Origin of the sequence: Streptococcus sp. 29896, from assembly GCF_032594915.1 — a bacterium.
Lineage (GTDB): Bacteria > Bacillota > Bacilli > Lactobacillales > Streptococcaceae > Streptococcus > Streptococcus suivaginalis.
In genome coordinates this window covers 454,498-477,786 of sequence record NZ_CP118733.1, presented here as the reverse complement: position 1 = coordinate 477,786, position 23,289 = coordinate 454,498, and the positions used below count along the sequence as shown (strand labels likewise).

At 40.4% G+C, this 23,289-nt stretch carries 21 protein-coding genes and 1 pseudogene; 3 read left to right on the top strand and 19 right to left on the bottom strand.

The window, feature by feature from the left end; genetic code table 11:
- Positions 1–14 precede the first annotated feature (14 nt).
- On the bottom strand, positions 15–1,082 hold the full coding sequence (locus tag PXH68_RS02270; protein WP_248028839.1) for an MmcQ/YjbR family DNA-binding protein: 1,068 nt from the start codon (positions 1,080–1,082) through the stop codon (positions 15–17).
- Between the two features lie 74 nt (positions 1,083–1,156).
- Between PXH68_RS02270 and PXH68_RS02265 the strand changes: the two genes are divergently transcribed.
- Positions 1,157–1,549 (top strand): (deoxy)nucleoside triphosphate pyrophosphohydrolase, encoded by a 393-nt coding sequence (locus PXH68_RS02265; protein ID WP_105151129.1) that lies wholly within the window; start codon positions 1,157–1,159, stop codon positions 1,547–1,549.
- A 23-nt stretch (positions 1,550–1,572) separates the two neighbouring features.
- Here the strand turns inward: PXH68_RS02265 and PXH68_RS02260 are convergent, their stop codons facing one another.
- Positions 1,573–2,514 (bottom strand): DUF3427 domain-containing protein, encoded by a 942-nt coding sequence (locus tag PXH68_RS02260; protein WP_316715787.1) that lies wholly within the window; start codon positions 2,512–2,514, stop codon positions 1,573–1,575.
- Positions 2,515–2,558: 44 nt separating this feature from the next.
- Between PXH68_RS02260 and PXH68_RS02255 the strand changes: the two genes are divergently transcribed.
- Positions 2,559–3,904 (top strand): IS3 family transposase gene (locus tag PXH68_RS02255; protein WP_316715577.1). Its coding sequence is split into 2 segments (ribosomal slippage): positions 2,559–3,000 and positions 3,000–3,904, totalling 1,347 coding nucleotides; the frame shifts between segments, so codons are not numbered across the junction.
- 31 nt (positions 3,905–3,935) lie between these two features.
- On the opposite strand, the pseudogene PXH68_RS02250 reads toward PXH68_RS02255, so the two are convergent.
- The 15 genes and pseudogenes from PXH68_RS02250 to PXH68_RS02180 all read right to left on the bottom strand — a co-directional run.
- A pseudogene (locus PXH68_RS02250) lies at positions 3,936–5,879 on the bottom strand (DEAD/DEAH box helicase family protein); the annotation flags it as partial.
- Positions 5,880–6,023: 144 nt separating this feature from the next.
- Positions 6,024–6,827, bottom strand: coding sequence for a Fic family protein (locus PXH68_RS02245; protein ID WP_024401985.1), 804 nt, complete (start codon positions 6,825–6,827; stop codon positions 6,024–6,026).
- Between the two features lie 369 nt (positions 6,828–7,196).
- Positions 7,197–8,633 carry a hypothetical protein gene (locus tag PXH68_RS02240; RefSeq protein ID WP_024382445.1) on the bottom strand — a complete coding sequence of 479 codons (1,437 nt, stop codon included), beginning with the start codon at positions 8,631–8,633 and terminating at the stop codon, positions 7,197–7,199.
- Entirely contained in the window at positions 8,620–9,672 is a 1,053-nt protein-coding gene (locus PXH68_RS02235) for a hypothetical protein (protein ID WP_074414506.1), read from the bottom strand. Before PXH68_RS02235 ends, PXH68_RS02240 begins: the two co-directional genes overlap by 14 nt.
- Positions 9,673–9,756: 84 nt before the next feature.
- On the bottom strand, positions 9,757–12,408 hold the full coding sequence (locus PXH68_RS02230; RefSeq protein WP_248028824.1) for a valine--tRNA ligase: 2,652 nt from the start codon (positions 12,406–12,408) through the stop codon (positions 9,757–9,759).
- Between the two features lie 114 nt (positions 12,409–12,522).
- Positions 12,523–13,098 carry a DEAD/DEAH box helicase family protein gene (locus PXH68_RS02225; RefSeq protein WP_248028820.1) on the bottom strand — a complete coding sequence of 192 codons (576 nt, stop codon included), beginning with the start codon at positions 13,096–13,098 and terminating at the stop codon, positions 12,523–12,525.
- Positions 13,095–13,484 carry a VOC family protein gene (locus tag PXH68_RS02220; protein ID WP_248028819.1) on the bottom strand — a complete coding sequence of 130 codons (390 nt, stop codon included), beginning with the start codon at positions 13,482–13,484 and terminating at the stop codon, positions 13,095–13,097. Before PXH68_RS02220 ends, PXH68_RS02225 begins: the two co-directional genes overlap by 4 nt.
- 241 nt (positions 13,485–13,725) lie before the next feature.
- Entirely contained in the window at positions 13,726–14,112 is a 387-nt protein-coding gene (locus PXH68_RS02215; protein WP_105179886.1) for a helix-hairpin-helix domain-containing protein, read from the bottom strand.
- Positions 14,113–14,132: 20 nt separating this feature from the next.
- A complete protein-coding gene (locus PXH68_RS02210; protein WP_105115590.1) occupies positions 14,133–14,387 on the bottom strand; it encodes a DUF1912 family protein in 255 nt (84 codons plus the stop codon).
- Positions 14,388–14,474: 87 nt separating this feature from the next.
- Entirely contained in the window at positions 14,475–15,470 is a 996-nt protein-coding gene (locus PXH68_RS02205; protein WP_105179887.1) for an aldose epimerase family protein, read from the bottom strand.
- Positions 15,471–15,689: 219 nt separating this feature from the next.
- Positions 15,690–16,091 (bottom strand): PTS sugar transporter subunit IIA, encoded by a 402-nt coding sequence (locus PXH68_RS02200; RefSeq protein WP_105179888.1) that lies wholly within the window; start codon positions 16,089–16,091, stop codon positions 15,690–15,692.
- A complete protein-coding gene (locus PXH68_RS02195) occupies positions 16,091–16,909 on the bottom strand; it encodes a PTS system mannose/fructose/sorbose family transporter subunit IID (protein WP_105144994.1) in 819 nt (272 codons plus the stop codon). The genes PXH68_RS02200 and PXH68_RS02195 overlap by 1 nt, the downstream gene beginning before the upstream one ends.
- Positions 16,896–17,792: a PTS mannose/fructose/sorbose/N-acetylgalactosamine transporter subunit IIC gene (locus tag PXH68_RS02190; RefSeq protein WP_105148553.1), complete on the bottom strand. Its 897-nt coding sequence runs from the start codon at positions 17,790–17,792 to the stop codon at positions 16,896–16,898. Before PXH68_RS02190 ends, PXH68_RS02195 begins: the two co-directional genes overlap by 14 nt.
- A gap of 39 nt (positions 17,793–17,831) precedes the next feature.
- Positions 17,832–18,317: a PTS system mannose/fructose/N-acetylgalactosamine-transporter subunit IIB gene (locus PXH68_RS02185; RefSeq protein ID WP_158455548.1), complete on the bottom strand. Its 486-nt coding sequence runs from the start codon at positions 18,315–18,317 to the stop codon at positions 17,832–17,834.
- A gap of 16 nt (positions 18,318–18,333) precedes the next feature.
- Positions 18,334–20,106 carry a glycoside hydrolase family 35 protein gene (locus PXH68_RS02180; protein ID WP_248028818.1) on the bottom strand — a complete coding sequence of 591 codons (1,773 nt, stop codon included), beginning with the start codon at positions 20,104–20,106 and terminating at the stop codon, positions 18,334–18,336.
- Positions 20,107–20,278: 172 nt separating this feature from the next.
- Between PXH68_RS02180 and PXH68_RS02175 the strand changes: the two genes are divergently transcribed.
- The gene (locus PXH68_RS02175; RefSeq protein ID WP_248028817.1) at positions 20,279–20,986 is read left to right on the top strand and encodes a GntR family transcriptional regulator; all 708 of its coding nucleotides are present in this window, start codon (positions 20,279–20,281) and stop codon (positions 20,984–20,986) included.
- 30 nt (positions 20,987–21,016) lie between these two features.
- Here PXH68_RS02175 and PXH68_RS02170 read toward each other — a convergent pair whose 3' ends face one another.
- Entirely contained in the window at positions 21,017–21,748 is a 732-nt protein-coding gene (locus tag PXH68_RS02170) for a GntR family transcriptional regulator (protein WP_248028815.1), read from the bottom strand.
- Positions 21,749–21,923: 175 nt separating this feature from the next.
- Positions 21,924–23,285 (bottom strand): 23S rRNA (uracil(1939)-C(5))-methyltransferase RlmD, encoded by a 1,362-nt coding sequence (rlmD, locus tag PXH68_RS02165; RefSeq protein WP_248028813.1) that lies wholly within the window; start codon positions 23,283–23,285, stop codon positions 21,924–21,926.
- Positions 23,286–23,289 lie beyond the last annotated feature (4 nt).

Genomic DNA, 23,289 nt, shown 5'->3' with positions numbered 1-23,289 from the left:
GTAAAGTCTTTTTATTAAATATTCTGATAATTTAATGGAGGTTTTTTCACTTCGGCTGACAGCACTTCTATCACGCCCTCTGTCAAGCGTCTAGGACCACGCACCGCCCTGACACCCAAGTCCATCATGCGCGCTCTAGGAAGTACATCATCGGACAGCTGAGCAAGCAGTTCCACCTGCATGACTTTCTTATCTGTAGGAATGTCTGATTGTCCGTGATTTTCTAGATTCGCCCCCAAGACATGACAAACATACCGAATAGCCTGTACTGGTGCCGTCACATAGATGGCTACGATGTCCCCAGCTTGAATGGTTGATTTTTGTGGCCAATAGACTACCTTATTTTCCGCAAACTCGGTATCAATATCATAGACCTTTGGATTGGCTGGAATAACCCAGTAATCAGGCCCTTGCTCCGCCTTGTAGGATTTTGGTCCTACCAGATAACGGCTCTTCTCAAGGAAGGCAAAAACCATCTGGTCCTCCACAGTCTCATCCAGCAAGACCGACACCCAGGTCTTCTTTGACATATGGTAGGCAGGAAAGATGCCCGACTGGCTCAGCAGCTCTGCTATTTCCCGACCGTCAACCTTGAGATTGACAATCTCCACCAGCTCTTGATCAGCGCTCCCATCCAGCTGTCCCCGCTTGACCTGAGTCACCAAAGCGTACCACTTACTATTGGCAGGATGGCGAAAAGCACCTGTCTCGGGCGACTTGGCAAAGGGATAATCAGGTAGGTCACCCCACTTCTCCTTGATGAGCTGGGCTATGCGGTTGCTTTGGTCTTTGGAAAATGGCAGAGCGATACAACAAGCCTCCTCTACCCGAGCCAAAATAGACTGATAGCTTTCTCTCACCTGCCCCACAAAAGCCCCAGCTGGCGCAGTCACCAGATGGGCGGTATAGACCTCCTCCATCTCACAATCCCAGACATAGGACGACAACTGGCCAGCCTCATCCACCTCCACCACCGCCTCAAACTGCCCCTCCATGAAGACTTCACGGTAGGTGTAACGACCATCGGAGAAGATAAAACCGAAAGGGATGAGAGAGGGGAGGTGTGCAATTTGTCTAGACATTTTGAATCCTTTAAAGTAATATATATACAAAGTATAACAAAATCTGTTAAAGAGTTTATTGTGGAGGTCAAATCTTGTCAAAAAAAATTATTAATGTCGTAGCAGCGGTAATCGAAAAAGATGGAAAAATCTTTTGTGCCCAGCGTCCTGAAGGAAAGAGCCTAGGGGGCTATTGGGAATTTCCTGGAGGAAAGCTTGAGCAAGGTGAGACTCCTGAAGAGGCTTTAGTTCGCGAAATCAAAGAAGAATTTGATTCTGAAATAGAAATTATTTCTTTCCTAAATGAAGCATCCTACGAATATGACTTTGGCATTGTTACAATGAAAACCTACCGTTCAAAATTAGTCGCTGGAAATTTAACATTATTAGAACACCAGGATTCTAAATGGCTTCCAATCGAACAATTAGATGACTTAGAATGGGCACCAGTAGATATTCCAGCTGTCAAATGTTTGCAACAAAAATAGAGATTCCAGCGAATCTCTATTTTTTATTTATCAGTCAGGTATTTATACAAGTTTGTCTCCACTGGTGAATTCAACTTAAATAACATTTGAACAACTGAATCTCCATTTTTCATCACTTCACCTGCACTATTTTCAACGTATCTTAGTGGACCAAGATAATAAAATTCTCCACCTTCTGAATCATCTTTTATGACAAAAAGTTCTAACCTCAATTCATTTTCATTAGAGTTGATGATCGTCGATACATCATTAGAATCTAATGTACGTTTGTTCTTTGAAAACCACTTCAAAGTTGACTCATTCAGAAGTTCGTCCTCGTATTTGATGGTATCACTAATATCATCACTTTTATGGTAAGTGATGAAAATCGGACAAGAATTGGTTTCCTTATCAATTTTGTATCCACCAATATTTAAAGGTGGTTCGTCTTTTGCAACATTCATTAATTTAAGCACTTCACGTCGAGTGTATTTCTGACCCAGTGTGAAAATTTCAGGATACTCTTTTGATTTTAATATCCCAGTTTTAATTGTATCAATAAAAAGTTGAGCAAAAATACTGTTATTTTCTAGTGATTGATAGACCGCATTATTCAATCTATACATATCCCCATCAAAATCAACTAACGGATCACTACCATATTTCTTTTGCTCCTGGGCTTTTAGAAATGATAGGTCCAACACTCTTGTTACCGAGTCCAAAACATCTGTTTGAAAATCTAAATCATGCTCAATAATACATTCAAACCATTTATCTGACGAAACTAGTCCTTTATGTTCGACAAGTAATTTCAACAAATACAGTTCATGTTTTCGTTTACCATTCAAGATTTCAAATGTAATAAAATTCAAAAATCGCTTTTCAACTTCTGATAGAAGGATTGTTTCTTCTGAAAACTTATTGATGACATCTCCATAATTTTGAAAACTGGAGTTTTCAAAAAAGACAAGCGGATTGAACTGCACCCCAAAAGTTAGACACAAAATCTAACGATTGGGGTGTTTTTCTTATGAAATTAAGTTATGAAGATAAACTAGAAATATATGAGCTGAGAAAGAGTGGCGTGTCGTGGGTCAACCTTAGCCAGATATACAAGGTCACTATTGCCAATCTCACATACATGATAAAACTCATGGATCGATATGGCGTGGAAAGCGTTGAAAAAGGTAAAAATAGGTATTATTCACCTGAATTAAAGCAAGAAATAATGGATAAGGTCTTGATTCATGGGTGCTCTCAACTCTCAGTTTCCCTTGATTATGCCTTGCCAAATCGAGGAATGCTTCCCAATTGGATAGCACAATACAAGAAAAACGGGTATACTATTCTTGAAAAACCAAGAGGGAGACCGAGCAAGATGGGACGTAAACGCAAGAAAACCTGGGAAGAGATGACGGAATTAGAGCGCCTTCAAGAGGAAAATGAACGTCTTCGAACTGAGGTGGCCTTCCTAAAAAAGTTGAGAGAACTTCGCTTGAGGGACGAAACACTAGTGCGCGAACAGCAGAAACAATTAGAGATATGGTCCAAGGAGGATTCCGACTAGACCTCCTACTTGCGACAGCTAAAATGCCTCGCTCAACTTATTATTATCAAGTCAAGCAACTGGAGAAACCCGACAAGAACAAAGCCATTAAGGCTGAAATTCAAGCCATTTATGATGACCATAAAGGTAATTACGGCTATCGTCGGATTTATTTAGAACTCAGAAATCGAGGTTTCTTCATCAACCACAAAAAGGTGCAGCGCTTGATGACAGTCATGGGCTTAGCGGCTCGTATTCGTCGTAAGCGCAAGTATGCTTCTTACAAAGGTGAGGTGGGTAAGAAGGCTGATAATCTGATTAAACGTCAGTTTGAGGGATCTAAGCCTTATGAAAAATGTTATACCGATGTGACGGAGTTTGCTTTGCCTGAAGGGAAACTCTACTTATCGCCTGTTCTTGACGGCTATAATAGTGAGATTATTGATTTTACCCTGTCTCGGTCACCTGACTTGAAACAGGTTCAAACCATGCTTGCGAAGGCTTTTCCAGCAGATTTATACAGTGGGACTATTCTCCACAGCGATCAAGGTTGGCAATACCAGCACCAGTCTTACCATTACTTTTTGGAAACCAAAGGCATTCGACCATCCATGTCCCGCAAAGGGAATAGCCCAGATAATGGGATGATGGAGTCTTTCTTTGGCATTCTCAAATCTGAAATGTTTTATGGACTCGAGACATCTTATCAATCACTTGATGAGCTTGAAGAAGCTATTACAGATTATATTTTTTACTACAACAACAAACGAATAAAAGCAAAATTAAAAGGACTTAGTCCTGTCCAATACAGAACTAAATCCTTTCAATAATTATTTGTCCAACTTTTTGGGGGCAGTTCAGATCAATGCTGTTTAATTTTACGAAATCTGATAGATACGGAACCCTACCCAACTTATTCTCTAAGTCTTTAAAAGCATCTCGTAAAATTTTAATTGATGAAAGTGTCGTATTTGTGATAGAAGAAAAAATTTGTTCTTTGGCAACCTTCTCAAAGTTAATTGTCGTCAATCCTTTTAAGATGTTGGGCTCTCTGACCTCACGACGATAATTGTCTTTGTTCATAGACTGATCACCAAAGAGTGCTACTGGAATTAGATAGTTGTTTTGATAGTTTCCAATGAAATCAATAATCGTAACATATTCTTTGGAATCGTGCTTTCGCAAGCCTCGTCCTAATTGTTGAATAAAAATGATACTCGATTGGGTATTGCGAAGCATGACAACCTGGTTGACACTCGGAATATCAATTCCCTCATTAAAAATATCAACCGTCAGAATATAGTCTAAGTTTCCATTTTCTAAGTCTTGAACAACTCGCTGTCGCTCTTCTTGACTATGTTCCCCAGAAAGAGCGCGTGTACGGAGTCCTCTTGCATTAAACTGCCCCTCTAGCTCTTTTGCTTCATTTAGTGAAGAACAGAAAATCAACCCTTTTACCGCCTCACCACTTACTCCATAGTAAGCAATTTTTTCTAAAATATGATTGACACGTTGTTCAGAAACTAAATTTGAAAAAGTGGCTTTTTCATCAATTAATTGGCCATCAATCTTAATGTCTGAAACACCGTAGTATATAAATGGACAAAGCATATCATTATCAAGTGCCTCTTGTAAACGGATCTCATAGGCAATATTATAGTCAAAAAGCTCATAAATATTTTGTCCATCTGTTCGCTCCGGTGTCGCTGTCATCCCTAAATAAAAATCTGGCTGAAAATAATTCATCACTTTTTTATAGGTGTCTGCACCAGCTTTATGAACCTCATCAATCAAAATATAGTTAAAGAAAGTTGGATCAAAAGATTGGAGGTTGCCTTCTCTCGATATTGTTTGAATGGTTGCAAAGATATACCTCTTCTGTGATATATCCATCCCACTCTTATAAATGCACCCTTCATCATCTTCAAATCCTAATACCTTTTGAAAATCTTTTAATGATTTTTGTAGGATTTGCTCTCGGTGAACTATAAATAACATTCGATCTGGATTGTATTGTTTGACATCAAAGGCAGAAAGATAGGTTTTACCTGTTCCAGTTGCACTAATGACCAGAGCTTTTTGTGCACCATTTTTCCTAACGGTTGCGAGACCTTCTAGAGCTTGCTCTTGCATCTTGTTGGGACGAATGGTTTCTTGGTAAGATGCTATTGACTCGTCCTGAATCGTCGCTGTTTTTATCACCGTCTTCCTACGAGCTGAATATGCATTGATTGCTTCTAGGTCTAAAACGATTGATTTTTCCCAAATACGCTCAAACTCTTCTTCTGCATTCTGGATAAAATCACCGTTATGTGTAGATGTCAACATCACATTCCACTCATAGTTCACTTTTAAAGCCGTATGCGTTAAATTGGAACTACCTGAAATGATAACTTGTTTATCTTTTTGCTCAAATAGATAGAACTTAGCATGCATTTGCAAATTGACTGGTGTTATCCGAACTTGGACATTTTTCAGTTTAAGCAATTCTTTCATCGCAATAGGATCGTTGAAATCCAGATAGGGAGAAATTAATATTCTCCCTTGAACCCCCTCATCCGCCAAATCTGATAATTGACTTTTAATTAGGGCTAGTCCAGACTGAGTAATGAAAGCCACACTGAAAGCAAAGGATTTAGCCTTGCTTAATTCTTCTTGAATATCATTTAAAACATAACGATGAGTCTCTGTATCATTAATTAAAATTTTAGGCGAATAAACCCCTTCTTGAAAAATCTCTCTATCGATAAAACCATATTGTAAGGAGTGAAGAAGGTGGTCTTGGAATAAGTTGTTGTTGGACATGATATTTTCCTGTGTTCGTTTATTGCAATAAATAACTTGAATCTAATTTGGGATTTCAAAAGTACCAGTATAAAATTCAATTATCAGTAGTCAATCTATCTCTAGAAATTTGAAAATAAATCTTTCTGAAAATACTTTATTACATCATTCCACTTTTACTCCCAACTCCTCGTACATCCTCTCACTTGATAAATCATTCTGACCGTTCAAGAGGAGATTTTCAAAAAAGGCGGTTAAAAAGTCTGAGCGTTTATTTACTAACTTAGCATTGTCAAGTACAAGGGCATCTCGGAAGTATTTGGCATGTTTTTGAAAAGGTTCGTTGTCAGTTTCGAAACCAAGTGAGCGAAGGTATTTGATGAGAAATACGGTGATTGTTCGAGTGTTCCCTTCTCGAAATGGATGGATTTGCCAAACACCTGAAATAAATGATTGGATATGGGCAACAATGGCTTTTTTATCTAAGCCAGCATAAGAAAAATCTCTCTCCTGCTGGAAATCGTAATCTAAAGTTGCGACAATCAATGGAAAATCCGAATAGATTACAGTATCACCCATTAAGACTGGCTCATTTTTTGTAATGTTAACCGTTCGATATTCACCTACTGGAATACCGCTGTCAAAAACACCTTGAAAGAGCTCTTTATGGATATGTAAGAGAGTAGTTGGTCGCAAGCTAAAACCATTTTGAGAGAGCATTTCAACAATTCGGAGAGAGACAAGGTCTGCCTCTTGTGTACTGGCATCAGTTGACTGGTGGTATTTTGTAATTTCCTCATACACCTGTTCATAGGTGTATTCTCCACGAGCTTGCCTATCAGCCAACTCCTCCATATAAACAGATGGAGTCAACCCATCCACTTTTTGAAGACCAAAACCAGTTTCCCAGAGCTCCTGCTTGGCTTCATAGGAAAGATTGGGATTATCGATGTTGTAGGTTGGTTGCATAGACTCCTCCTGTTTGAATTTCTAGCCTTATTATACCACAAAACCCAGCCTTTTTAGGCTGGGCATTTGTTTAATCTAGTATGGCTAAAATCAGAGTTCTACAAGACTGTAGTGGGATAAAACCACTGTGGAGATTATGTAGCCTTTTAGAATGTCAAATAATGACTTCTATGCGTAACTATATAAAAAGTGCTTCATTTATACCATTAAATAAAGTCATATAGGATAAATCCAAAATAAAAATAATTAATCTTGATTCCTAAGAACAGAAATAAGAAAGCGGAGTTCAGATTTCACCCCCCCTGCTGGTGTGAACTTACAGAATTTGTCATGTATGCACCTGTTTTATAAAAAATATAAAACTAAAGATTACTCTAATAGATTTTTATTAATCTTGATTATCTTATCTGGTGAATATAGAGGGTACTCAAAAATCGAAGCGATAATTATCTGATTATCCACAAAATCTTCATTAAGAATTTTAAACATATCTTCAATATTTTTCTGATCCACTTCTCGTCCACTAGGTGAATCTAAGACAATCGGCAACCTAAAGCCTAAGTATTTTTGAAGCTCGACAATATATGCTAACTTAAAGCAAAATACTAGCTTGTGTAAAATAGTCCCGCTATAAGACTTCAAATCAGAAGTTAATATAAAGTCTTTTTCATGCTCTAAATACTCTGCTACATCTAATTTTTTCGCAAAATACATGATGTTCTCGTAAATTTTCTGCATCAATTCACTTGATAAGTAGTTTAAACGTATCGACTCTAATTCTTTTTTTCTATTTTTCAACCGTGATAATTCTGAATCAATTGTCTCTTTGGGTACAACCAAGAGATTTAATCTATTCTCAAATAACTCTATTGTATTCTCAGTATTAAAGAATTTTTCTGAATCCCTAATCTCTATCCTTATTTTTTCCTCTTTTTTTCTTAATTCCTTAATTTTACGTTCTAAATTATAAATTTTTAACTCAATAATTTTCTGATAGGCTCCAAAACCTTTGACAAATTCTTTTTTTAATAGAAATTCCTCCCCTGATTCAGGTGCTTTAATAAATAAATGTAAGTTCTCTAAATACGCTAGATACTCTTCATTTTTTTCAAGAGTTACCCTCAAGGTATCTTTTTCTGATTCTAAGCTACTTATTTTTCCCATTATCATAGACAGATTTTTTTCTAAATCCAATAATTTAGTCGATTCAAAATTTGATTCCTTGATAATTGTAGTATTTTCGTGTTGGTAATCAACTATTTTCTTCAGTTGTTTTAATCTAGAAATCCCTTCAACTACCTCCTCTAATTCGACATTTAAAGCCTGAAGAGGTTCTATATTTAACATACCTTGAATTAGTTGATCAATTTTAAATTTAATTCCTCCAATAACAGTTCCTCGATTTAATAATGTCCATCCTTTATCTTGATCTAAATATATTGCCCCAATAATATTCAGTAAAACATCTGAATTTCTTATATTAAAAATTTTTTGAAGAATAAACTCTAAATCTTTAGGTAACCTTAATTTCCAAGTTTCAGAGTCTATACATTTTAGAACAATATCTTTATCTTTTCTATAAATTTCACAAATTCCTTCTACTGTTTCTAAATATAATATTGTTTCTAATTTATCAAACCTTATTTTTTTCGTAGAGGGAATACTGTAACCTATCGAATAAAATAAGAGACGAAGTAACGTCGACTTCCCTACGCTATTAATGTGGCTATAAATAGCTGTCTTATCTCCGAAATCAAAGTTTTTTGAAAAAAAACCTTCCTTTATTGTTAGATTAATAAATCTCATTTAAAGCCATCCCTTCTGTGATAGTCTCTATGCCAACTCTATTTATTAAAATTCGATATATAGTAACTTTTATAATGCAATCTATAAGTTCCTGATTAACATTAGTTGTTTTTTGTAAAAAATAATCAGAATAATTACTAAAAGTATCATTAACAAAGTGCTGAATCTTTTGAGATGAAGGTATATATGGTGTTGTCATACTATACTTTTTATAATCTCCAACAAGTTGACTAATAAATTGAAAATCAAGCTGTTTTTCTAAGATGTAATTAGAAAATTCTGCTTTAATTCGAGATATAAGTTCTTCTGGAATATCTAAATTATTAAAACTCCAATTTTCTTCATCTTCAAAACTAAATAAAATTATAGTTAATCCAAGATCTTCAATACTATACTCAACACGCTTTGAAGCATTTTGAATAAATTCCTTTTGAAAATAGTAAAATATTCTATTACACTTATATTGTTCTATTCCTAATGAACGTAACTTAGATGTAACTTTTTCTTGAACTACTTTATATCTTGTTTCATTATCCTGGCCATAAAAAGAAATTTTTAAAATTGAAAACCTTTCTTTAAACGACATCAATTCTTCACTTGTTATTTCTGAAACATCAACAATTCCATCTATTTTTGTTTGAAATTGTTCCGGCAACTCTTTATAGTACAACTTTATCCTATTTCCTTCAAAAAGCTTCTGTTTAACTCGAGCTCTTATCGGAATTTCAATATTCGTGCCATATATTAACTCACTATATTCACCTGAAACTTTTGTGACAACTTGCAGGAGAGAAGACAATGCATTACTCAAATGTTTCGAAGTCGTTCCATCAGATATAGGATTTTCCTGTGACTTTGCTTGGATAAACTTTGGTTTTCTCTCCGTTGTATCTCTATAGTAAATTTCAATATCTTCTGTTTCTCCCTCAATCTTAAATTTCTTAATTTGTTTTAAATCTTCATCCATTATTAAATATAGTCCTAGATTTGCTTGAAAATCCCAACCAAATGCTGATGGCGTCGCATTAGAACTAGTCATTTATTTACCTCTCGATTTCCAACTTCTTACCTTATTATACCACAAAACCCAGCCTTTTTAGGCTGGGCATTTATTGTATTCTACCTACTTAACAAGTTTTTTCATCTCTTCAATCCGCGCTACTGTCACATCATATTTTGCTTGGTAGTCGGCTTGTTTTTCTTTTTCTTTTTCAACGACTTCTGGTTTGGCGTTGGCGATGAAGCGTTCGTTGCTGAGTTTTTTGCCGACCATGTCTAGTTCTTTTTGCCACTTGGCAAGCTCTTTGTATAGACGAGCCAACTCTTCTTCGACGTTGAGGAGGTCGGCTAGTGGTAAGAAGATTTCAGCACCGGTGATAACGGCTGACATGGCTAATTCTGGTACAGCAATATTTGAGCTAATTTCCAACTGTTCTGGATTTGTAAAGCGGCGGATGTAGTTTTCATTTGCCTTGAAGAAGGTTTCAAGCTCAGCATCCGCTGTCTTAATCAAGATGGTAATCGGCTTAGAAGGGGCAACGTTCACTTCTGCTCTGCTATTTCGCACCGAACGAATCAAATCCTTAAGGCTTTCAACTCCCTTGTGAGCTTCAGCGTTTTCAAAGGCTGGGTTGGCCACAGGGTAGGCTGCCACTACGATAGATCCCTCTGCATACTGGGCGAAGATTTCTTCCGTCACAAACGGCATGATTGGATGGAGGAGGCGAAGGATTTGGTCCAGTGTGTAGAGAAGGACTGAGCGGGTAATGACTTTCTCGGCCTCGTTGTCGCTGTAAAGCACTTCCTTGGTCAGCTCCACATACCAGTTGGCGAACTCTTCCCAGATGAAGTTGTAGAGGATGTGACCAGCCACACCAAACTCGAACTTGTCGAAGTTTTCAGTGACCTTGGTAATGGTTTCGTTGAGGTTGTGGAGAATCCAGCGGTCCGTCACGTTACCAGCCTCACCAGCTGCAACTTTGGCAACATTCTCACGCGCCGCATCCAAGGTCAACCCTTCATTGTTCATGAGGATATAGCGAGAAATGTTCCAAATCTTGTTGATGAAGTTCCAAGAAGCGTCCATCTTCTCATAAGAGAAGCGAACATCTTGACCAGGAGCAGAGCCATTTGACAGGAACCAACGCAAAGCGTCCGCACCGTATTTCTCAATGACATCCATTGGGTCGATACCGTTTCCGAGCGACTTGGACATCTTGCGACCTTCTTCATCACGGATCAAACCGTGGATCAGCACGTTCTTGAATGGCTGACGGCCTGTGAACTCAAGCGATTGGAAAATCATCCGCGACACCCAGAAGAAGATGATATCGTAGCCCGTTACCAATGTTGAAGTTGGGAAGTAACGCTGGAAGTCCGCTGCGTTTTCGTCAGGCCAGCCCATGGTTGAGAATGGCCAAAGGGCAGAGCTGAACCAGGTGTCTAGGACATCCTCATCCTGTACCCAACCGTCACCTGTTGGAGCCTCTTCTCCGACGTACATTTCGCCAGATTCGTTATACCATGCTGGAATCTGATGCCCCCACCAAAGCTGACGAGAGATAACCCAGTCGTGTACATTTTCCATCCATTGTAGGAAGGTATCGTTGAAACGTGGTGGGTAAAATTCTACCTTGTCAGCGGTGTCTTGGTTGGCAATTGCATTCTTAGCCAGTTGGTCCATTTTGACAAACCACTGTGTTGACAAACGTGGCTCGACCACCACACCTGTACGTTCAGAGTGACCGACAGAATGCACACGGTTTTCGATTTCGACAAGGGCACCCAGTTCTTGCAACTTAGCAACCGTTGCCTTACGAGCTTCAAAGCGGTCCATGCCTGCAAATTCACCCGCCAACTCGTTCATAGTACCATCGTCGTTCATAACATTGACTTGTGGCAGATTGTGGCGTTGACCTACGAGGAAGTCATTTGGATCGTGGGCAGGAGTGATTTTCACAACCCCCGTACCGAATTCTGGGTCTGCGTGTTCATCCGCAACGATTGGGATTGGCTTGTTGACGATTGGCAGGATAACGTTTTTGCCAATCAAGTCCTTGTAACGTGGGTCTTCTGGGTTAACCGCAACCGCAACGTCACCGAACATGGTTTCAGGACGAGTTGTCGCAACTTGAAGGGCACGAGAACCATCTTCCAACATGTAATTCATGTGGTAGAAGGCACCTTCTACGTCCTTGTGGATAACTTCAATATCTGAAAGGGCTGTGCGAGCTGCTGGGTCCCAGTTGATGATAAATTCGCCACGGTAGATCCAGCCTTTTTTGTAGAGTTCTACAAAGACCTTGCGAACAGCTTTTGACAAGCCTTCGTCCAGCGTGAAGCGATCACGTTGGTAGTCCAAAGACAGACCCAACTTGCCCCATTGCTCACGAATGGTCGCTGCGTACTCATCCTTCCATTCCCAAACTTTATCGAGGAATTTTTCACGGCCCAAGTCATAACGGGTCACACCTTGCTCACGCAAGCGCTCCTCAACCTTAGCCTGAGTCGCAATCCCCGCGTGGTCCATACCTGGCAACCAGAGGGTGTCAAAGCCCTGCATACGTTTCTGGCGGATGATAATATCTTGCAAAGTTGTATCCCAAGCGTGTCCCAAGTGCAACTTACCAGTTACGTTTGGCGGCGGAATGACGATAGAATAAGGCTTATCCTCAGCATCGCCTGACGGCTTAAAGACATCTTGGTCCAACCAAGTTTGGTAACGACCAGCCTCAACCTCGGCTGGATTATATTTTGGTGATAATTCTTTTGACATTATTTTTTCTCCTTTAGTATTCTTTAAGAAAATTGGCTTATACTATCCTCAAGCTAGAAATAGCCCAATTCTTTTTCATATAATCTCCTAGAAATAGTCAGTCCCTTGGGCTGGCTATTTCGTTTGCTCTAGCTCAAGCTCTTCCATTTTTTGGATAATCAGTTGAGCAACTTCATTAGCAGTAAGGTGGGTATTATTAATTTTGAGATAATGCTGAATGCCCTCTGGAATGCCTAATGAGGTATATTGACATGTATCAGCTGTAGAAAGAATCTCAGCCTCTGAAACTTCAATGTTTCGTTTCAAAGGTTTATGGGTCAGTCTATTTTCTGTCCGATTACGTCGCAGACGTTCTTCTAAAGCAGTTTCCAATTCAACAAATAAAATTTCCTGACCATGATGATGAAAAATCGTCTGAACTGTTGTAAGAAATTGAACATCTATGAGATTTTTAAAATTAATCAAGGCAGTTCCAATTAGTGGGCGGTTTGACCTAGCAAATACATCATAAACAGCAAATGTAATACGTGTATTGAGGTCAAACATATCCTCAGAAAATTCAGGGATAAATCGTAGGCTAAAATCAATCGAATCGTGATTATGAAAGAGGGTCATCCCTGTCAATTTCGCAACTTCCTGCCCAACGGTCATCTTGCCAGAAGCTTGTGCTCCAATAATAATTAGATTCATCCTTCCTCCCCCACCAACTCTATCTTTATCCCATCTGGGTCTTCTAGATAGAGGGCATAGTGGTTTGGTCCTCCTGCATGGGGATAGCGGTCGTCGTAGAGCAATTTGACTCGTCTGGTCAAAAATTCCTTCCGCCATTGGTCAATCTCATCAGGTGTGCCCGCATGAAAGGCTAGATGATTGAGACCTGTTCGGCACCGGTGATAACCTGCCTCTAAGAAGTCCTTTGGCGTTTGGACAAAGACCAGGTACTGCTCTGCTTTTTTATAAGACAGCCCGTCCTCCCACTCCTGATAGAGCGAGTAGCCCAGCTTGGTCAGGAGAACGTCGTAAAATGCACGTGAGGTTTCCAAGTCTGAAACATATATTTCAACATGATGTAACATATCTTCTCCTTTCCAAATGAAAATCCCTGCCTAGACTTGCTAGACAGGGACGAAGTTATTCCGCGGTACCACCCTTGTTCAGATAAGTTATCTGCACTTTGCTTATTCGATTCACATCATCAGCAACCAGTTTTGACATTTGTGCGGATTTCTCAGTACCACCGCTTCCTGTGACAAATGGGGCTCAAAACACCTCTGAATGGCTTTATTGTAACAAATTGTACCTTGAAAAGCAAGGGATTTAGGCTTTCAAGTCAATCCCTTTTTCTTTCAACTGCTTGATGGTTGCAGGACCGATGCCTTTAAGAGCCAAGAGCTCTTTTTCTGTATGGTTTGCAAAATCAGCCACAGATTGAATGCCTGCTTCGTAGAAGTTTTCCAAACGTGCTGCCGCAATGCCTTCCAACTCAGGAAGTGCCAAAAAGTCTTCCAATGAAGTTGCTGAAGAAGTCACCTCTGCTACAACTTCTTTCACTTGCTCCGCAGCATGCTCTACTGCAGCCTCAGCCTTATGAGCAACTGTCTCTACTACCTCTGCAGCTCTTTCAAGACCTACACGACCTGCACGTTTCAAGTCTGCTAATTGTTTTTTCAAAACTTTTTTACGATTTACTTTCTTTTTTCCCATTTTTCATCTCTCCCGTCTGATTAATAATGCCGCTGACCAAATAAACCATCTGGTAGGTCGTGGAAGTCTTTTCCTGCCGCGTAGTTTTCAAATTTTCCTTTGATGAAGCGATAAGCATCTAATTTACTCTCATAGCGAATATAGGCATCCGCTGCCCGCTCATCCTTGTCTTCTTCAACAGCTCGACGACTCTCAGTCATAGCCATCTCATTGATCACCAACTGGCTATCAACCCAAGCCTCAAATTCTTTTAAAAATTGTTCTTCTCTCGACATCTTCTCACCTTCTCTCATCAAGCATTCTGAAACATTATACCATAAATCAGACCTCTTGCCTATAAGAAAAGTAGAGGAGTAACCCCTCTACCATTTCAAACGATAGCGTGTCTGGGAAGAGAATTCTTCTCCCGCTGCTAAAAAGATAGACCCAAAACCTTCTAAATTACAAGCATTGGGAAATCCTTGGCACTCCATACTAAAGACACCATGATAGGCTGCCAGTTTTTCCTGTGGAAAATTATAGGTATAAATCACCGCAGCTGGTTGATCGGTTGAAACCTCTAATCCAACCTTCTTATCTGGACTCCACACCTCTACAGCTGTCTCTTGACGCGAAAGTTTCCAAGGATGGTCATAGCCCTTGACCAAGTTTGTCTGCTCATGGTCCGATGAAAAGCCTGTTTCAAACAGCGCAAACTCTCTAAAATCAAACGGTGTTCCATCAACCGCTGCAAACTCTCCGAGTGGAAGATTGTCTTCTCCTAAAGGTACATAATAATCCGCAGCAATCTTCAGCTGGTGTTGACCAATACTCTCGAAAAATTGCCCAGACAAGTTGAAATAGACATGGTTAGTTGGATTAAAAATCGTATCCTTGTCTGATCTTGCAAAATAATCAACATGAACATCATTGCTTGCTGATAAACAATAGCGAACTCCAACCTCAATCCGGCCTGGAAAACCATTAAAACCATCTTCTAAAACGGTTGTAAAGAGGACTTCTTCTTTGCCATTACACTCCCATTCCCAGTTTCGCAAGTTTGCCGTATTAACGCCACCATGTAAGGTTCGACCAGGCTCGTTTTCAGTCAAGGCATATTCCTTACCTGAAATCTCAACACGCGCATCTGAAATCCGCCCTGCCACAGGAACAATAGAGGCACCTACATAGGGATCCAATTCCAAGTAGTCCTCGACTGAAGAACAAGCCAATGAAACGTTGCGATAGTCTCCATCTTGCTCGGCTGGAACTTCTATCTTGACGATACGTGCTCCAAAGTTTGTCACAGAAACCCGCAAGCCATTGTCATTTTTCAGAATAAATAATTTGGCTTCTCGACCAAAATCTTCAATTTGCATAGCATACCTCCAAAAAATAAGGGAACCTAGTGACTAGGTCCCCTTAGGATACTTAAAGCCAATTTATACAGCGACTGCCTTAGCATTACTAGGCCGTGCTATAACTCTCCTTAGAAGATCCCGTTCCTCTTTGTTTCAAGGATCGAGCTGAAAAACTCCACTGGAGTTCCCTCCCTTTCCAGTTTTAAGGCTCGGGCTGAAACAGTTCACTGAACTGTTTCACTCATCTTCGTCGTCTGAACTAATCAACAAGTCATTGACATGCTGGATATTGGTTGCACCAAATTCAACATAGTCAACTTCCTCGCCGAGCAGGACACCATTTAGGTAACCGATAATCATTGGCATGTTCATACCAGCATAGAGATGGAATGATTGACCTTCAATGATTTTTCGTGAAACCACATTGGCAGGTGTTCCGCCGAGCAGGTCAGCAAAGACTACGAAGTCATCTAAGTGAGCAATTGTCTCTTCAAATTTTCGTTGAAAATCTTCTGGACCTTCTTCTGGTAAGAGTGCAACTGTATGGATATCCTCTTGAGGCCCCATAATCATCTCAGTTGATTTTTTCAACTCTTCACAGAAGAGACCATGACTAACCAAAATTAAACTTTTTACCATTAAGCCATACCAAATACGAAGTGACCGATTGCAGAAAGTCCAACTGCAAGTGCGATGATAATCAAGATAGCTTTAGTAGAAGTCATGCCTTTACGGCCAAGCAACCAGAATACAAATCCTGTGAAGATTGCTGGAACCAAACGTGGGAAGATTGTGTTCAACAAGTCTTGAACGTCAATCACTTTTTCACCAACAGTTGGAGCCCAAGAAACTTCAAAGTTGATCATTGTTGCAATCAAAGCACCCAACATGAACACACCGAGTACAGAAGCTGCATCAACAAGAGCAGTCAAACGGTCGCGCATTGTTGTGATCAGTTTAGTACCTTCTTTGTAAGCAATTTCCAATTGTTTCCAACGGAAGATGTCATAAACAACTGCCACAGCCACCCAGAGGAAGATACCAACTGGTGAACCTTGGCTAGCCATAGTCGCTGCAACAGTACCCATGATTGCTGGAACCAATGAACCAAAGATTGAGTCACCGATTGGTGCAAATGGACCCATCAAACCAGTCTTGATACCGTTAACCGCATCTTTAGAAGCAACACCGTCGCTTTCTTCCAAAGCCAAGTCAATACCTGTGATGATGGTATGGAAGAATGGTGAAGTATTGAAGAATTGCGTATGCAATTTCATCATTTCTTTCAATTCAGGTGTGCCGTCTCCGTACATTTTACGAAGCTGTGGCAAGATCATGTAAAGGTAACCTGAACCTTGCATGCGCTCATAGTTCCAACCAAGTTGGTAAGTGAACAAGCTACGTTTGTTGATTTGATTAAAATCTTCTTTTGTTAATTTGTAATTAGATTTCGTCATCGTCAATTTCCCCACTTTCTGAATTTGATGGAGCAACTACTGCTACTTTTTGGCCGTTGATATAGTGTAAAACTGAAAGGAAGATACCAACAATTGCGATACCAATCATTGACAAGCCTTTGAAGTTGTTTACAAATGCTACACCAGAATCTTCTGGAAGAGTACCAACGATGCCAGCCACAGCGCCACCCAATGCAGATACGTTACCGTAAAGAACAGTCAACATAGCTGTAAGGGCAAAACCAACTGCCAAGTAGTGAAGGTTGCGTTTAAGTGGAAGGTAGTGAAGAAGGATAGCGAAACCAAGACCTGGAAGCATACGAGCAGCCAATGTCAAACCGTTTGCAACCCATTGATATTGTTGGATAGCTTGTACCATTGCATCTACGAATTCACCACCGAATGCAAGAGCAAGGAATACAGGGAGTGCACGAGAGAGTGCCCATGGGATAGCACCGAGAAGGTAGTTACGTTCGATTGCTGCGTAGTCAAATTTTTCAACCGCTGCATCCACACGGTGTGCGAAGTAAGTAGTTGAGAAACGACCGGCGATATCTGTATAGACAAGGAGTGCAGCTACTGGTACCGCGATTGTTGCTACTGCCAACTCTGGATCAATACCTTGTGATACTGAGAAGGCTGTTGCAAGAACTGCACCAGAAGTTGCGTCGATACGAGATGCACCACCGAAAGTACCCACACCGAGTACCATCAATTGAAGAGACGCTCCGATTGTCAAACCAGTTGCCAAATCACCCATGATCAAACCAGAGATGAAACCTGCAAATACAGGTGAACCAGCTGACGATACAATTGTCAACTCATCACAGATCTGATAAGCAGAGTAGAGCGTTAGAAGTAATATTTGCCACCATTGCATAATAGTGATCCTCCTTTAAAATTTTTCAAAAATATCCGTAAATTATCTTACTTTATCCAACAATGGCATAAAGTCTTTTGGTGTGTCACCTGGCACCATTTGGGCAATCAATTTCACACCTTTTGCAACCAAAGCATCGAAGTCAGCGATGTCTTTATCAACAACGTTGATGGAGCGAGTCACTGAACGAGTTTCAGGGCTTTGAGACATATTTCCAACGTTTAGTTCAGGAAGGTCAACTCCGTACTCAACCAAGCGAAGGAAGTTCTCTGGACGACGTGCCACGATCAAGAGACGTTGGCTGTCATATTTGCCTTCTTTGATATTGTTTGCTGCTTTTTCAATTGGCAAGATTGACAACTTCACTCCTGGTGGAACAGCAAGTTTCAAACCTTGTTTTTCAATATCATTTTGGGCAACTGCATCATCGATAACCATGATGCGTCCAATGTTTAATTTTGTTGTCCAAAGATTGGCAACCTGACCATGTATCAAGCGTCCATCAATACGCGCAGCTACAATTGTCATAAATTTCTCCTTTTCATCATAAATCTTTATAAACGGGTTTCTGTGAAAAACGAATCTTATCGCTATACTTGCCTTCTGTTTCGAAGACGACTATTTCGTTTTCTCCTTTCTTTAAGTATCCTTTTGGTATATAGAGATAAAGGATCGGGCCTTTTTCCCAGAAACGACCAATATTGACATTATTAACGAATACAACGCCCTTACCAAAGCCTGTCATATCCAAATAGGTATCCGCCAGCTCTTCTATCTGACAAGTAAATCGGTAGAAGGCTGGTTGCCCTTCTGTCCAGGTACGGCTGTAATCAAGCTGACTAACATCTTTCAGCGGCAATGGGTAGATGTCCCAATTTCCGATATAGTGAAGATCTGCCATGGCTCCTCGACCTAGCCCCTTGGATTGGGTTGGTGCAGTAAGCTTGTGACCGTAGTTAACACGGCCCATATTTTCTACCAGAATGGTTAACTCCACTTGTTTCTCCGGCATATGGAGTTCAATATCGTCCCCAATCTCTGTTTGGTATTGGGTAGTCACCAACTGACCATCTGCGTAAACCTGAATCCGGTCACGACCATCAATCACCCTAAAGCGTTCTGGTTCTTCCTTATCTCTCTCAATCTCAGTTCGATAAAGGATGTAACCAGTAGATTGTCCAAGAGCCTCCATATTCTTCGGATAAAAGGATTGGTGTTTGCTTGATAGGATATCCAGATTCTCAAAGAGACCAGTTTTTTCAGCCAATGCTACTTCTGGGAAGGCTTTGGCTTCTTTAATCAATGGTTCTGCAATCTCGATGTCTGGATAAGCTGCCTTCAAGCGAGACTGAATTTCATAGAACTTCCGAGTTGGATTACCCGCTTCATCCAAGATGGCATCATAATCATAAGAGGTCACCTGTGGTAGATCAATTTGGCCTCGAGCAGAACATCCGTTCATGAAACCAAAGTTAGTTCCGCCATGGAACATATAGAGGTTAATAGAACCTAGTTCAATACATTCCATCACTGCTTCTGCCAACTCAACAGGGTCTCTACGAATAATTTCGTCACCCCAGCGGTTAAACCAACCATCCCAAAATTCCATACACATGAGCGGCCATTTCTTACCATACTCATCGAAGAAATCTTGCATCTGCTTGAAGTTCTCTTTCGCCCGTGAGCCAAAGTTTCCTGTCACCAGGATATCATCTGCAATGAGCGTCCCTGCTCTCAAGGTTCCACGCCATGGACCATCTGATGTAAAGAATGGAGCAGTCAAACCATGTTTTCTCATCAACCGGCCAACAGCTCTCAGGTATTCCTTCTCTTCACCGTAGGAACCATATTCATTCTCAACCTGGAACATGAGGATTGTGCCTTGGTGGGAGAGTTGGCGCTTGACTAACTTAGGAAGCAGAAAAGCGTAATAATCGTCTAAATGCTTCAAGTAGGTTGCATCGCTGGAACGAACCTGAAGATCTTCCGTCATTAGCCAAGCTGGTAAGCCACCCCACTCCCACTCTGCACAAATATAGGGGGAAGGACGAACAATGCTGTAAAGCCCAAGTTCTTGGGCCAAATCCAAGAAGGCCTCTAAATCAAGAATCCCACTAAAATCAAATTGACCTTTTTGCGGTTCATGTAGATTCCAGGGAACATAGGTTTCAACTGTATTGAAGCCCATAGCCTTTAGATTATACAAAGAATGGTACCAATCGTCTGGATGGACTCTGAAGTAATGAATAGCTCCAGATAAAATTTTAAAAGGTTTTCCATCTAAATAGAAGTCATCTTTTATTTGAAAATCCTTCATTTTCAACCTCCGCTGTAACCGTTTTCTTTTTCTATCAATATATTAACACGAATAACTGGTTATGTCCAGTATTTTTTTGAAAAAAATTATTTATTTTATATTTTTCTTTTTTCAAACTATTTAGTATAATAAGGTAGAAGGGAAAAGATTAGGAATAGAAAGGAAACAAACTATGAAAGTACCTAAGTATCAGCTGGTCCAAAACGACCTGCGCCAACAGATTATTTCTGGAAAATTTGAAAATGGGGACAAATTCTACACCGAATCAGAATTGACCAAAATTTTCAACGTTAGTTCTATTACAGTTATCCGTGCCGTGAATGAACTGGTTAAGGATGGCTATTTGATCCGTCAGCAAGGAAAGGGAACCTTTGTCTCTCGTTCTCGTAAAGGAAAACTCGTAGAGTTTTCTGATATTGAGATTTTCCCACTTGAAACTGAAACCGTTGCAGTGATTTCTTGTGAAAAAGGCAATGACCCACAGATCCTTGAAAAATTGGAGCTTGACAAGTCTGACTTTTACTATAAAATCGTCCGCGTCCGCACTGCTGGAGATACACCGTATATCTACCAACAGTCACACATTCCTGCTCGCTACATCCAGCAACCAAATGCTGACTTGCAACACTTCCAGTCACTCTACCAACGCTTTAAACTCGATTTCAATATCCACATGTCTGAAGAACCCTTTGTTGAAATCAACGAAGTTGTTCCAGTTCCAGCATTTGCAGCTGACCACTTGAAGCTAACTGCTGGCGAACTAGCTGTTTTCCAAACAAAAGTAACTCAAAAGAGTGGCAGCAACGAAGTGCTTGAGTATGTTGAAACATACAAACATTGGAAATACTTCAAGATTGAAATCGCAGCTAACAAACGCTAAAAAAGAATTAGGTTTTTCCTAATTCTTTTTTTATTCACTTCTCACATGGCTGATTTTATAGCGGAACAAGTCTGCCCTAGCAATACTGAAAGTATATTCAATCATCCGATTTTTATTATTAAAGGTCTTTCGAATCAAGTGCAAGACCGGGCTACCATTTTTTATCTCCAGGAGCTTGGCTTCATTTTCAAGGGCAATGCTAGCGTAAAACTCTTCTTCTGCCAGTCGAACCGTTTGTCCGAACTCTTCTGAAAATAACTCATAGAGGGGCTTGCGCTCCAAAGCAGCAACCGTTAGGCTTTCAAACAAATGATGGGGTAAATAGGTCCGCTCCAACATCATGGCAATTCCATCAGCCAAGCGTAAACGCTCCAATTCGATAATAGCTGAACCAATTTCCACCTGCAGTTGATTTGAAAGAAAGTCTGAAGCTTCGATAGTTCGAAAGGACAAAATCTTAGTCTGAGGCTGTTTGCCCATTTTCCGCATCTGATCGGTAAAGCTATAAGCAGTTGACAAATCAACAGCTGGCTCTAAAATCTCAGAAACATAGGTCCCTTTTCCATGCTTTTTATAGACAAAACCTCGTTTTTCTAACTCCTGAAGGGCTAAACGTACCGTTATTCGACTGACACCATATACTTGAGTCAATTCTCTTTCCGAAAAGAGCTTCTCATTGGGCTTCATGGTCTCTCGAATTTTCAACTCTAGCACATCTACCAATTGAAGATAGAGGGGCTTATCACTGGTACTGTCAAACATAGAAGAGCCTCCTTTATTGGTTATAACCACTTTTAGTATATGTTATTCTAAAAAGAAAATCAAGAAAATATATAGGTTTTTACAAAAAAATAAAAAGAGCAGTACACCGAAGCCCCATCAGGCAGCAACGCATTCTAACCCGACAAGTTTCTCAAGCTACTACTCTCTAAAAACATCACACACTATCTCTACGCGTCAGTTTCACAACCGCCTCAGTTCGAGCAGTATGAGGAAACATATCAACAGATTGGATGTATTCAACCTTGTAGGCCCGGCTGAGCGCTACTAAATCTCGTGCCAAGGTCGAAACATTACAGGAAACATAGACCATTTTTTCAGGTCGGAAGTCCAAAATGGTTTCCAATAACTTGTCGTCCAAGCCCGTCCGAGGAGGATCCACTACCAAAGCATCTGCCCGATAGCCTTCCTGGTACCATTTAGGAATAATCTCCTCCGCCTTTCCTGCCTCATAATGGGTATTGGTCAGTCCCATCCTAGCTGCATTCTTCTTCGCATCTTCGATAGCTTCAGGGATTATATCCATTCCCCGCAGTGACTGCACCTTCCTCGCGAAAGCAAAACCGATAGTCCCTACACCACAGTAAGCATCAATCAAGTGCTCATCGCCCCTTAAGTCCAAGGCCTTAACAGCTTCTCCATAAAGAACCTCTGTCTGTTGCGGGTTCAGTTGGTAAAATGCCCGAGGTGACAAGGAAAATTCAAAGTCCAAAACAGCTTCAGAAATGGCTTCTTGTCCCCACAGAATATCCGTTCGCTCCCCATAAATATCACTGGATTTCTGCTTATTCCAATTGAGCGCAACCGTCACGATCTCAGGAAAGGTTTCAACTAAATCTTGGATCAACTTGGACAAATTCACCTGACAGGAGGTCACAAAAATCAATTGGACCTGTCCTGTTTGTCGTGCACGACGCACCATAACCGTCCGAATCCCTTGAATTTTCCGCTCATCATAGATAGGAATTCGATGTTTGGTCAATAAATCTGCTACCACATTAATAATTCGCTGGGTCGTCTGATCCTGGACCAAACAATCTTGAATTGGAATCAAACGATGTGAATTTTCAGCATAGAGACCCGCATGAACCTTACCCTTAAACGAACGAGTCTGAAATTGCAGCTTAGCCCGATAGTGGCTAGGTTGGTCCATCCCAATTGTCTCCAATATCGGATAGTCTTCATAGCCACTCGGTTGAAATTTCTTCAAGGCTTGCTTCAATAAATCCGCTTTAAAATCCAATTGCTTGTCATAACGAAGGTGCATAATCTGGCAGCCACCACAAGCCTGGTAAATCTCACAGGCAGGCTCCACTCGAAACTTTGAAGCCTTGTTCACCTTCAGCAACCTAGCTTCCACAAAATTTCGTTTGACAGCAGTGATTTGACAATAAACCTCTTCACCTTTTAAAGCACCAGGCACAAACACAAGGGTCTTTTGGTAGAAACCAATTCCTTCTCCATTGATGCCCATTCGCTTGATTTTCAGCGGAATCCGCTGTTTGACTTCTAATCTCATACTA